Origin of the sequence: Pseudoclavibacter sp. AY1F1 (genome assembly GCF_002931075.1) — a bacterium.
GTDB lineage: Bacteria > Actinomycetota > Actinomycetes > Actinomycetales > Microbacteriaceae > Pseudoclavibacter.
In genome coordinates this window covers 43,452-55,769 of the sequence record NZ_PSTQ01000014.1, presented here as the reverse complement: position 1 = coordinate 55,769, position 12,318 = coordinate 43,452, and the positions used below count along the sequence as shown (strand labels likewise).

Sequence of the window (12,318 nt, the reverse complement as noted above, 5' to 3'; positions counted from 1 at the left end):
GCTCTGCGACGACCTCGAGGCCGACCTCGACGCGGGCCCGGCGCCACCTCCACACGGATGCGCGCGTGCTCTCGCGGTCGGCCCGCAAACTTCGGTGACAAATGACGTCTCTCGCCCGATTCGGCGACCGATTTGGCCGGGTTGTCACCGAAATTCTCCAGCAGCGGCTGACGCGCGGCCACGGCCATCCGATCCCCTAATCTCGTAGAGGTCACGCGCCGCTCCCCAGCGCAGGCCGATCCCCGCCGAACGACCTGGAAGCGAGACCGCCGTGGCACTGCCCTGGAAACTGCACGGAGACGGAAAGAACGTCCCCGCGAGCGAGATCGTGCTCCCCGAGGAGCGGCTCACCTGGCCCCGGACGATCGGCCTCGGAGCGCAGCACGTCGTCGCGATGTTCGGCGCGACGTTCCTCGTGCCCCTGCTGACGGGCTTCCCGCCGTCAACGACGCTGCTGTTCTCGGGCATCGGCACGATGCTGTTCCTCCTCATCACCCGCAACCGAGTGCCCAGCTACCTCGGCTCGTCGTTCGCGTTCATCGCTCCGATCCTCGCGGCCGTCGCCTCTGACGGCCAGGGCGTGGCGCTCGCCGGCATCATCGTCGTCGGCGCACTGCTCGCGATCGTCGGCCTCATCGTGAACCTTGCGGGAACGCGCTGGATCAACCTCCTCATGCCGCCCGTCGTCGCCGGCACGATCGTCGCGCTCATCGGCTTCAACCTCGCCCCTGCCGCGAAAAACAACTTCGAGGCGTCGCCGATCGTGGCGTCGATCACGCTGCTGACCGTCATCGTCGTCGCGGTGGCGTTCAAGGGCATGGTCGGCCGCTTGTCGATCCTCATCGGCGTGGTCGTCGGCTACATCGTCGCCGCGTTCATGGGCCAGGTCGATCTCGCAGGATTCGACGATGCCGCGTGGATCGGCCTGCCGACCTTCACAGCCCCCGTCTTCGCCGCTGAGCACCTGCTCGTGTACCTCATGTTCGTGCCGGTTGTGCTCGCGCTCATCGCCGAGAACGTGGGCCACGTCAAGGGCGTCGGGCAGCTCACGAACCGCAACCTCGACCCGATGGCCGGCCGCGCGCTGCTCGCTGACGGCCTCGCGACGGTGCTCTCCGGCTTCGGCGGCGGCTCCCCCACCACCACGTACGGCGAGAACATCGGCGTCATGTCGGCGACGCGCGTCTACTCGACGGCCGCCTACTGGGTGGCAGCGATCGCCGCGATCCTCCTCGCGCTCTCACCGAAGGTCGGCGTGCTCATCGCGAGCGTGCCGGGCGGCGTGCTCGGCGGCATCACGACCGCCCTCTACGGGCTCATCGGCATCATCGGTGTGCGCATCTGGCTCGAGAACAAGGTCGACTTCTCGTCGCCCACGAACCAGTTCACGGCGGGCGTCGGCCTCATCGTCGCGATCGGCGACTTCACGATCAACAGCGGCCAGGTCACATTCGGCGGCATCGTCCTCGGCACCGTGGCGACGCTTGTCGTCTACCACCTCATGAGCGGCATCGCGAAGCTCCGCGGATCCGACGCGGAGGACGCGGGCGAAGACCTCGTCGCGGGTGCCGACGGGGCAGTGGATGCGGAGCGCGGCACGCGCTAACCCGCTCGGTCAACTCCGCCCGCGCCGCAGACTCCAAAGTGGACTTGTGGTCGTCACACGCGAAGTTTGACGATCGCGAGTCCACTTTCGACTTTCGGGGTGGGGGCGCGGCGAAGTCGAAGCATTCGGGACTGGCGCCGGGCGCATCCGCCTGTCACTATCCAGCCATGAGCACCATCGACCCGGTCCAGGCACGGCGAGCGCGAGCTGAGCGCCGCATCGGCAGCCCGCGCACGCGCGCCTCGCTCTGGGGCGTCGGCTTCCTGCTCTTCGTCCTCGGCACCGCCCTGGGCTTCGGGCTGATCGCGGAGCGGAACTCGGGTCGCCAGATGGCCCTCGGCATCCGCGACTTCGACGCCGAGCCGTGGATCAACGACGCCTGGTACGCACTCCCGGCTGCGTTTGTTCTGCTGTTCGGCGCACTCCCGCTCTACTTCCTCGTCTACGCGAGACTCATCGGCACCCCGCAGCCGCTCCCGCCGGTCGACCCGTTCACGATCACTCTCGCGGGCACCACAACCGGGCTGCTCGCCTTCACTGGTCTGTGGTCGCAGCCGCAGCTCGTCGGGTTCACGCGCAACGAGCAGTTCGCGACCGTCGAGTCCTGGTCGTCCAGCGCATGGGTGTCCTACTGGCTCCCCGTCTGGCTGCCCGCGCTTGCAGCGCTCCTCACCGTGGCCGCGTTCGTCACGTGCACGTTGCTCCGACTCCGATACTCGCGGCGAGGTGATGCAGTGCGGCGGATGCTCGCGGCAGGCCACCCGACGCCTGGCACCGTCACCGAGGGGGTCGCGATCTCCCCCGGCACGCGCACGATCGCGTCGTGGCGCTTCACGTTCACCGACGCGCAGGGCGTGCAACGCTGGGTGAAGCGCACCAGCACCATGGACTGGCAGACCGCCCCGAAGCCGGGGCAGCGCGTGTGGGTGCTGTTCAACGCCGCGAACCCGGGCGACGCGTCGCGAATCTTCGTGTCGCGGTCGACGCGAGACCGAGCGGACGACTACGCATGAGCACCTTCAACCCCAGAGACGTGGCGGCGCAGCGAGACGCCGCGAAGCGACGGCGCGTCGGCGGCGGGCCGGCGCTCGCCGTGCTCCTGCTGATGGACTTCGGCCTGGCTGCAGGGGGTTTCCTCGGCGCCGTGGGATTGAGCTCCCTGTTCTTCATCACGAAGCTCGAGGAGACCAACACCTTCCCCCTCGTCGCGCTGCTGCCGCTGCTCATCCCGGCCGGAATCTTCATGTCGGTCGGCTTCCTGATCGCGCAGGCGGTCGCGAGGCGCGCCTACACGGGCGCACCTGACTTCACTCGCGCGCTCACCGACGGGCAGCCAGTCTGGTTCGGCGGAGCCGCCGTGGGCGCGTGGGGGTCGCTCGCGGCGCTGCTGTTGCTCACCACAATCAGCGGGGGCCCAATCATGTCGAACGGCGACGGACCTCCGGTCGTCGATGAGACTCCTTGGGCGATCGAGGTGCTGCCATGGGTGCTGCCCTCGCTGCTCACGCTTGGGCTCGCGCTGTCGGTGTGGCGGCGTATCGCTCGCGCAAGGCGCACGCGACGCACCACGTCGACGTTCGAAGCTGTCTTCGCGACAGGCACCCGAACCAGTGGCATCGTCACTCAGGGCGTCGAGCGTCCGCGCGAGAGCACACGGGTCGTGAGCCGCTGGACGATCCAGTTCACTGACGTCAACGGGCAGACCCGCTGGACCACACCGTGGGGATTGTTCCACGAGGAATCCCTGCCCGCGGCTGGTGACGCCGTCACCGTCATCTACGACCCCACGATCCCCGGAGACGAGAGCCGCATCCTCATCGCCCGCGAGCATCCAGACCGGATCGAGTCGTACCGAGCCCACAAGCCGCCGTTCCCGTTCGGGCCGTGAGCTGCGGGCGGCGCGGGTGTTCTCAGCTGGCGCGCGCCGCCCGCGCCAGCTGAGCGCGTGCATCCGCACGGCGAATGCACCTTCCCGGCGTCACTAAGATGCGTCTGCCGCATGTTTGCGTTCGGATGGCGCGCGTGCGGGGCGGTTCCTAGGACGGCGGCGTCAAACCAAGGACGCCTCCAGCGCGTCGAGCCAGTCGCCCCAGTACGCCTTCCACAGCTCGATCTCGTCAAACACCTGCAGCTTCTCGTGCGAGATCGCGAGCTTCGTCCGCCCGTTGCTGGCAGCATCGAAGGTGAAGAGCAGCCCGCCCATCGGCTCGTCGCCGCGCGCGATCAGCACCTTGTAGGTCTTGGACGCGACCTTCGACCGGAACTCCGTTTCGAAGCCGAGCAGCGCATCTCGAGTCTCGTTGTCGGCGACCAGCTCGCGCAGCACCTCCCGGTCGACCGTGAGCGTGCGCGAGCGGTTCGCCGTGAACGTGCCGTCGGGCATCTGACCGGCGAGACGCCGTCCCGTCATGCGCTCGAAGCTGACGGCGATGCCCTGACTCCACCATCCGTTCTGCTCCGAGTTCGCCATGACCCACTCGACGATCCGCGGATGTGCGGCGTCACGCCCCACACCGGCGTCGATCGCGTCGATCCAGTCGTCCCATCCCCGCCCGGTCTGCGCGCGGATCGCCGCGTCAGAGTGCATGGGCTGCGCGACCCAGGCACGACCCGCGCCATCGCGGTCGGTCGCGGCGGCGGGTAGTTCTGCGGCGGATGCAGCTGATGCGGCCGTGCCCGCTGGCCCGCTCGACTCGGCAGTCGCGTCCGCCCCAGCACGCGCTTCGCCGTCGCCGCCCCCGTCGCCTTCGCCGTCGCCGCCGCCGTGAAGCTCAGCACGGCGAGCAAGCGCATCCTCGAGCCGGCCTCGCATCTTCGCCCCGACGGCCTCTGAAATTTCAGCAAGTGATCCCACGTCGCATCCCCTCGTCATGGATCACCCTACCCAGCACTCCGCGGCGGGTACGGGTAACTGTCCATGCTCGATTTGGCAGCGCTACTGGTAGCGCTGCCATTTTTGGGCTAGTGTCACGAAGCAAGCCGGCGATGAGCCCCTGACCTCCCTCAGCGGGCCAACCTCCCACCTCCACTCGCCAGCAGCATCCGCCAGATTTCAAAGGAGAAATCATGCACTCTCGTCGACCCAAATCGCGCCTCAAGATGAGTTCAGCTCTCGTCGCCGCGGCCTCGGCCGTGGTCCTCCTCGCCGGATGCACCAGCGCACCCGCAGAAGGCGGCGGCGGTTCCGCGGGAAGCGAGGACGGCAAGTTCGTCATCGGCTTCCAACAGCCCCTCGGCGGCCAAGCCTGGCGCGAGATGGGCCTCGCCTCCCTGCAGGCCCTCGCCAACTCGCCAGAGTACGTCGACAAGGTCGAACTCAAGATCGTACGCACCGACGACAACGACGCAGCCCAGCAGAACGCCGCCATGCAGAACCTCATCGCGGACGGCGTCGACCTCATCCTCTTCGACCCCGCCTCCTCGAGCGGTGCCGACCCGGCCATCGCGCAGGCAACCGCCCAGGGCATCCCCGTCATCGCCAACGGCGGTCCGTACGAAAGCGACGACGTCTACACGGTCTCGACCGACTGGGCGAGCGCCGGCACGATCGGCGCCGAGTGGCTGCTCGAGAACCTCACCACGAACAAAGACGTCGCGGTGCTCGAAGGCCTCGCCGGCGTGCCCCTCAACGAGGGCTCCATGCCAGGCGTCATCGACGCGCTCGAAGCGGGCGGCGCATCCGTCGTCGCCCAGGACACCAACGGCTGGAACGAGGCGACCGCGCAGGAATCGATGGCGAACATCCTCCGCTCCAACCCCGACATCGGCGGCGTCTACTCGTTCCTCACCGGCGGCCAGGGCGTCGCGGAGGCCTACAAGGCGGCCGGCATCCCGTTCGTCCCGACCGTCGGAGGCTCCGGCTACAACGGTGAGGCGTGCGCGCTCGTCGAGTACGGGCCAGAGGGCTACACGGGCAACATGATCTTCGGCCAGCCGTCGATCTACGCCAAGGGCCTCGAGCAGGCCGTGAAGCTCCTCGAGGGTGAGGACATCGAGCGCGAGCAGCTCTTCCCGCCGCTCGAGATCACGACGGAGAACGCTGCCGACTACTGCCTCGAAGATCGCCCCGCGAACTTCCAGCTCGGCTACGACTTCCCCGGCCTCGACCTGAAGCTCGAGGACGTCATGGAGTACTACTCCGGCTCCTAAGCGAGCCCGACGCCAGCGGCAGCGACCGCGGCGGCCCTCCAGACGAGGGCCGCCGCCAGCCCCAACTCGAACCGATCAGCGAGGACACATCGAGTCATGAATGCAAGTGAAGTGGGCGCCGTAGCCCCAGGGCCGACCCTGCCCGCCGCGGCGCCCGGGGGTGCATCCCCCCAGCAGACACGGTCGGGCGAGGCGCTCCTCGTCGCGACCGACCTGGTCAAGAGCTACGGCCCCGTCAAGGCCGTGCAGGGGGTGAGCTTCGTCTGCCACCCCGGCGAGGTACTCGCCCTCGTTGGTGAGAACGGCGCCGGCAAGAGCACCGTCGCGAAGATGCTGGCGGGTGCGGTCACGCCGACCTCCGGCACGATCACAGTCGAGGATGCGCCACTCGCATCCGGAAGCGTGCGGCTGTCGCGCCGCTCGGGCGTGCGCTGCGCGTTCCAGGAGCTCGCGCTGGTGCCGGAGTGGACCGTCGCCGAGAACCTCAGCCTCCCCGACGGGGCGCCGCTGCGCGGCTTCTCCCAGAAGAAGGCCATCACCGCGGCCACCACGCTGCTCGAGTCGCTCGACCTCCCCCAGATCGACCCGCGAGCGCTCGTCTCCGACCTGTCGCTCGCCAACCGGCAGCTCGTCGAGATCGCGCGCGCCTTCGCGGGCGAGCCGAAGCTGCTCATCCTCGACGAAGCCTCGTCAGCGCTCACACCACCCGGTGTCGAGTGGCTGTTCTCGCGCATCCGCGAGCTCACCGCGCGCGGCGGCAGTGTCATCTACGTCTCGCACCGCCTCGGTGAGATCGCCGAGATCGCCGACCGCGGCATCGTGCTGCGCGACGGCGGGCTCGCCGGCGAGTTCTCGCGGGGCTCGTGGACCGACGACGAGCTCATCTCCCTCATGGCCGGCCGCAAAGCCGAACGGTTCTTCCCAGACCCTCCCGCGCGCACCGACGACAGCGACGTCCTCGAGGTCGAGGGGTTGCGCGCCGAGGGCGTGCACGGCATTTCCCTCACGATCGGCGCCGGCGAGATCGTCGGCATCGGCGGACTCGCGGGGCACGGCCAAGCCGAGCTGCTCCGGGCACTGTTCGGTGCATCCGCCGCCACGGCCGACTCGTGGACCATCAACGGCCAGCCCGTCACCCGCCTCACCCCCGTGCGCGGCGTGCGGCGTGGCCTCGGCTACGTGCCAGAAGACCGCAAGAAAGAAGGACTCGCGCTCGAGCTCGGCGTCGGCGAGAATCTCCTCGCGCCCTGGTTCAAAGCCTGGCAGCTCGGCGGGAAGCCACGCCTGTCCCGCGAGCGCGGCTGGCTCGACGGGGTCCTGGCCGCACTCTCCGTGCGCACGCGTGGCCCGCTCGAAGCGGCCGGCTCACTGTCGGGCGGCAACCAGCAGAAACTCGTGTTCGGCAGGTGGATGAACCGCTCGCGGTCCGTCATCCTGCTCCACGACCCCACACGCGGCATCGACGTGCGCGCGAAACAGGAGCTGTACGGCGCGATCGTCGACCTCGCGAAACAGGGCGTCGGCGTGCTCTGGTTTTCGACCGAAGTCGAGGAGCTCGTGCACGTCTGCCACCGCGTGCTTGTGCTCTACAACGGGCAGGTCACCGACGAGCTCGCCGGCGAACGACTGACGGCTGATGCGATCGTCGGCGCCGCAGTCGGCGTGACGGGCAGCATCCAGACCGTCTCAGCAGCCGAGCTCGAAGAAGCCGCTCACCACAAGACTGCGAGGAGCAGCAGATGACCGCCACCGTCACCCCTCCCCCAGCGGCCCCCGTCACCCGGGCCGTCGCGAAGCGGCAGGGACTCGTGAGGCTGCGACGCGAAGGCGCGTTCGCGCCCGCGGCGGCGTTTGTCGTGTTCCTGATCGTCTACATCATCATCAACCCGGAGTTGCTCACGCGGTTCCAGCTGCAGACGGCGGCGAACCTCGTCGTGCCGCTCGCGTTCGTCGCCCTCGGGCAGCTGCTCATCGTGCTCGTCGGCGGCATCGACATCTCCATCGGCGCCATCATGAGCCTCTCCAACGTGGTCTTCGCGGCGCAGACCGAGCTTGTACCCGTACCGATCGCGGTGCTCATGGGGCTCGCAACCGGACTCGCGTGCGGCCTCTTCAACGGCTTCCTCGTCTCCTACGGCGGACTACCCGCGATCGCCGTCACCCTGGCGAGCGCATTCATCTTCGGCTCCCTCGCCCGCGAAGTCATGGACCGACCAGGTGGCGACATCACCACCGAATTCCACCTCGCGACGAGCGGCGAAGCCATCCCGTTCGTGCCCGTCGCCCTCGTCTGGCTCACCCTCATCGCCGTGCTGCTCTGGTTCATCCTGCAGCGCACCGCCCTCGGCAGGCACATCTACGGCGTCGGCTCCAACATGGACAGCATCCGCGCGGCAGGCCTCAACGCCCGCCTCACGAAGCTCGCCGCGTTCGGCATCGCCGGCGTCCTGACCGCGACCGGCGCCATCATGCTCGCCGGCTCCACCATGACCGGCGACCCGCGCAGCGGCGACCCCTACCTGCTGTCCTCCATCGCGGCCGTCGCCCTCGCCGGCGCCAGCTTCACCGGCGGCCGAGGCAGCATCATCGGCACGATCCTCGCCGGCATCACCCTCGGCCTCATCGGCAACCTGCTCTTCTTCGCAGGCATCAACTCGTACTGGCAGTACGTCATCTCGGCGCTCATCATCGTCTCCGTCGTGGGCATCCCCGTCGTGTGGCGCAAGGTGTCGTTCGCTCGGAAGGGAGCACGGTCATGACCACAACAGTTCCGGCCGCAATCGGCGGCGCCGGAGCCGGTGCATCCGGGGCAGGAAGTTCCGGCACCGGCCCGGGCTCCCCTGGCGGCGGTGAGCACGAGGTCGAATACACGCCCGCGAAGTCGCTGCTCGCACGCGTGCCACGCAGCGTGTGGCCGCTCCTCGCGTTCCTCGTGCTGTTCCTCATCGGCGGCATCATCCGACCGAACCTCATCACCATCGAATCGCTCATCGGCACCGCGACGTTCGCGATCATCCTCTCGATCGCCTCCTTCGGGCAGACGTTCGCCGTCATCCAGGCGGGCATCGACCTGTCCGTACCCAACACGATCGCGTTCTCGGCGCTGTCGTTCCTCGCGATGGTCGGGCCCCTCGGCCCCTTCGGCGCGTTCGTCGGCGCGCTCCTCGCCGGCGCCGTCATCGGCCTCCTCAACGGGCTCGTCATCGCGAAGCTCGGACTCACCCCCATCGTCACGACGATCGCCATGAACGGGCTGCTGTTCGGCGTGATCCTGCTGCAGTTCAACTTCTCCGAGCTCACGCAGATCCCCGACTTCATCACCGCCATCACATCAGCGCAGATCAGCGTCTTCGGACTCACCATGGCCGCCGTGCTGCCGCTCGGGCTCGTCCTCATGATCATGCTGCAACTGGTCCTCAGCTACACCGGATGGGGGCGCTCGCTGTTCCTCGTCGGCGCGGCCCCCGAGACCGCGAGGCTCGCCGGCCTGCCCGTCGACCGCATCCGCATCACCGGCTACGTCATCTCCGGCATGCTCGCAGCCTTCGCCGGCATGGTCATCGTCGGGTACTTCCAGCAAGCCTCCGCGACCATGGGCGACAGCTACCTGCTCTCGTCCGTCGCCGCGGTCGTAGTGGGCGGTGCATCCATCTTCGGCGGGCGAGGCTCAGTGGTCGGCACCGTCGGCGGCGCACTGGTCCTCGGCCAGGTCGCGACGCTCGTGACTGTGCTGAACCTCGGCTCGAACGTGCAGCAGCTCATCTACGGCGCCATCATCCTCGTCGTCATCTCGCTGTACGGGCGCAAGCGCGGGTAACGGCCTCGCACCTCGAAACGGCCCGCCGCCGCTCCCAACCGGGGCGGCAGCGGGCCACTTGCGTGACGGTCGCGCGCCCACCCCGCCAATTCGAGGGCGAAGTGCCGAGCGCGGTCTCGCATCTCCCTGACGTGCCGCAGAGTTCCGCGCCCCAGATTCGTGTGCTGGCCGGGTTCGCCCCTAAATTGGCAGGACCCCGAAGACGCCCCGCATCACCATCAGGAGGACTTCATGTCTGGCTACGTCTCCCTCATCCGCGCGCACACGCTCAGCGACACCGCCGAGTACGCCTACGCGTCCACCGTCGAGGCCGGCGCGCGCCTCGTCTTCCCCGCCGGCGCCTGCCCGATCAACGACGACGGCACAACGGCAGCAGTCGGCGACTACGCAGGGCAGGCTGCGAAGTGCGTGGAGAACCTGCGCGTCGCCCTCACCGAAGCCGGGGCTCGTCTCGAAGACGTCGCCAGCACTCGCGTGCTCGTCGCGTCCACCTCCCAGGCCGACCTCGTCACCGCGTGGGTAGTCATCCGCGACGCCTTCGGCGACCACGACGTACCGAGCACCCTCCTCGGTGTCACCGTGCTCGGCTACGACAACCAGCTTGTCGAGATCGAGGCGGTCGCGGCCGTCGCGGCCGTCGCGGCCGTCGCAGCGCCGGCGTAACCGGCCTCGTTTCACCGAGGCGCGGCACCCGTCGCTGGGGTCGTTCCCATCTGGGGTGCGCAGTATGGGCAGCGGATGCGACACGTGCATCCGCCAGACAAGGCCAGACCGGGCACAACCCGACAATCGCGCCGCCTGCATTTCGATCAAAGGAGATCGCCGTGTTCAAGAGCCCCTTCCCAGACGAGCACATCCCGAACGTCTCGGTCTTCGATTTCCTCTTCGCCGAGCTGAGCGAAGCCGATGCGGCCCGCACAGTCATCGTCGACGGCACAAGCGGAGCCGAGATGACCTTCGGGGCGCTCAAGCAGCACATCGAACTCATCGCGGGAGCGCTGGCTGGCGGAGGCGTCGGAGTCGGCGACGTCGTCGCGCTGCACTGCCCGAACGTGCCCGCGTTCGCGTCCGTGTTCCACGGCATCCTCCGCTCCGGCGCAACCGCCACAACCATCAACGGTCTCTACACGGCCGAGGAGATCGAAACCCAGCTCCGCGACTCCGGCGCGAAGCTGCTCTTCACGGTGAGCCCGCTCCTCACGCAGGCCCACGAGGGTGCGATCGCGGCCGGCCTCGAGCAGGACGCGATCATCGTCCTCGACGGAGCCGACGGCTACCACAACCTCCGCGAGCTCCTCGGTGCGGGCCTCCCGGCGCCGGACGTGAGCTTCGAGCCGGCGACCCACGTCGCGGTCCTCCCCTACTCCTCCGGCACGACAGGCAAGCCCAAGGGCGTCAAGCTCAGCCACACCAACCTCGTCGCGAACGTCGTCCAGACCTACCCCGTGCTCGACGTCGAGGAAGACGACGTGGTGCTGGCGCTCCTCCCCTTCTTCCACATTTACGGCATGACCGTGCTGCTCAACATCGCCATCAAGAAACGCGCTCGCCTCGTCACGATGCCGAAGTTCGACCTCGCCGAGTTCCTCCGCATCATCGAAGCGCATCGATGCACGTACCTGTTCATCGCGCCGCCCATCGCCGTCGCGCTTGCGAAGCATCCGCTCATCGACAACTTCGACCTGACGAGCGTGCGAACCGTCTTCTCGGGCGCGGCCCCCATCGACTCGGCGCTCATGAAGGCCGTCGCCGACCGGCTCGGCACCCGCACGCGGCAGGGCTACGGCATGAGCGAGGCGAGCCCCGTCACCCACGTGCTCCCGCTCGAAGAGAACGGCATGCCGCTCGGCTCCGTCGGCGTGCCGATCGCCAACACAGAGGTGAAGCTCGTCTCGACCGAGACGGGCGCCGAGATCGACGCCGTCGAGGGCGGGCAGAGCGAGCCAGGCGAGATCTGGGTGCGTGGGCCACAGATCATGCTCGGCTACCTCGGGCGCGACGACGCGACCCACGAAGCCATCGACGACGACGGCTTCCTGCACACCGGCGACATCGCCACCGTCGGCCCACTCGGGGAGTTCACCATCGTCGACCGCCTCAAGGAGCTCATCAAGTACAAGGGCTACCAGGTCGCGCCGGCTGAACTCGAAGCCCTGCTGCTCACGCATCCCGACATCACCGACTCGGCCGTGGTCGGGGCGCTGGATGCGGACGGGCAGGAAATCCCGAAGGCGTTCGTCGTGCGCCGCGAAGGGGCCTCGCTCGACGAGGCCGGCGTCGAAGCGTTCGTCGCAAGCCACGTCGCGCCGCACAAGAAAGTGCGAGCCGTCGCGTTCATCGACGTCATCCCGAAGTCGACGTCAGGCAAGATCCTGCGGAAAGACCTCCGCGGCCGCTGAGGCGAGGCGCCGCACGGGCGGTGCACCCGCCCGCGCGGCTCAGCCACGCCGCCCCGCGCCTCCCGCCCACGCAGCCGGCCTGCGCCTCCCGCCCGCGCCTCCGGCCCGTGCCTCCCGCCCACGCCTCCCGCCGCAGAGTTGTGGCTGGAAGCGGTTCCCGCTCGCACCAAGCGCAACGACCCACAACCCTGTGCGACCATCTGCGCAACTCCCGCATCCACCAAGCACCAAGCGCAAGTCCGAGGCGCAAATACAAGGTTGTGGCCTAAGGCGGCTGCGGGGCGCACCAAGCGCAACAATCCACAATCCTGTGCGACCATCTGCGCAACCCCCGCATCCACCAATCA

10 protein-coding genes are annotated in these 12,318 nt (G+C 68.5%); 9 read left to right on the top strand and 1 reads right to left on the bottom strand.

Annotated elements, in window-relative coordinates; translation table 11 throughout:
- The first annotated feature begins 271 nt into the window (after positions 1 to 271).
- The 3 genes from C5B85_RS16595 (at position 272) to C5B85_RS16585 (ending at position 3,494) form a co-directional block, all read left to right on the top strand.
- Positions 272 to 1,606 carry a uracil-xanthine permease family protein gene (locus C5B85_RS16595; RefSeq protein ID WP_104287120.1) on the top strand — a complete coding sequence of 445 codons (1,335 nt, stop codon included), beginning with the start codon at positions 272 to 274 and terminating at the stop codon, positions 1,604 to 1,606.
- A gap of 167 nt (positions 1,607 to 1,773) precedes the next feature.
- On the top strand, positions 1,774 to 2,619 hold the full coding sequence (locus tag C5B85_RS16590; RefSeq protein WP_104287119.1) for a DUF3592 domain-containing protein: 846 nt from the start codon (positions 1,774 to 1,776) through the stop codon (positions 2,617 to 2,619).
- Positions 2,616 to 3,494, top strand: coding sequence for a hypothetical protein (locus tag C5B85_RS16585; protein ID WP_104287118.1), 879 nt, complete (start codon positions 2,616 to 2,618; stop codon positions 3,492 to 3,494). The genes C5B85_RS16590 and C5B85_RS16585 overlap by 4 nt, the downstream gene beginning before the upstream one ends.
- A gap of 162 nt (positions 3,495 to 3,656) precedes the next feature.
- Here C5B85_RS16585 and C5B85_RS16580 read toward each other — a convergent pair whose 3' ends face one another.
- The gene (locus C5B85_RS16580; RefSeq protein WP_104287117.1) at positions 3,657 to 4,460 is read right to left on the bottom strand and encodes a hypothetical protein; all 804 of its coding nucleotides are present in this window, start codon (positions 4,458 to 4,460) and stop codon (positions 3,657 to 3,659) included.
- 212 nt (positions 4,461 to 4,672) lie between these two features.
- Between C5B85_RS16580 and C5B85_RS16575 the strand changes: the two genes are divergently transcribed.
- The 6 genes from C5B85_RS16575 to C5B85_RS16550 all read left to right on the top strand — a co-directional run bounded on the left by C5B85_RS16575 (position 4,673) and on the right by C5B85_RS16550 (position 11,971).
- Positions 4,673 to 5,755: a substrate-binding domain-containing protein gene (locus C5B85_RS16575; protein WP_104287116.1), complete on the top strand. Its 1,083-nt coding sequence runs from the start codon at positions 4,673 to 4,675 to the stop codon at positions 5,753 to 5,755.
- A 96-nt stretch (positions 5,756 to 5,851) separates the two neighbouring features.
- Positions 5,852 to 7,498 (top strand): sugar ABC transporter ATP-binding protein, encoded by a 1,647-nt coding sequence (locus C5B85_RS16570; RefSeq protein ID WP_104287115.1) that lies wholly within the window; start codon positions 5,852 to 5,854, stop codon positions 7,496 to 7,498.
- On the top strand, positions 7,495 to 8,514 hold the full coding sequence (locus C5B85_RS16565; protein WP_104287114.1) for an ABC transporter permease: 1,020 nt from the start codon (positions 7,495 to 7,497) through the stop codon (positions 8,512 to 8,514). Before C5B85_RS16570 ends, C5B85_RS16565 begins: the two co-directional genes overlap by 4 nt.
- On the top strand, positions 8,511 to 9,572 hold the full coding sequence (locus C5B85_RS16560; protein WP_104287113.1) for an ABC transporter permease: 1,062 nt from the start codon (positions 8,511 to 8,513) through the stop codon (positions 9,570 to 9,572). Before C5B85_RS16565 ends, C5B85_RS16560 begins: the two co-directional genes overlap by 4 nt.
- Positions 9,573 to 9,803: 231 nt before the next feature.
- Positions 9,804 to 10,235 carry a RidA family protein gene (locus tag C5B85_RS16555; protein ID WP_104287112.1) on the top strand — a complete coding sequence of 144 codons (432 nt, stop codon included), beginning with the start codon at positions 9,804 to 9,806 and terminating at the stop codon, positions 10,233 to 10,235.
- Positions 10,236 to 10,396: 161 nt separating this feature from the next.
- Positions 10,397 to 11,971 (top strand): AMP-binding protein, encoded by a 1,575-nt coding sequence (locus tag C5B85_RS16550; protein ID WP_104287111.1) that lies wholly within the window; start codon positions 10,397 to 10,399, stop codon positions 11,969 to 11,971.
- Positions 11,972 to 12,318: the final 347 nt, after the last annotated feature.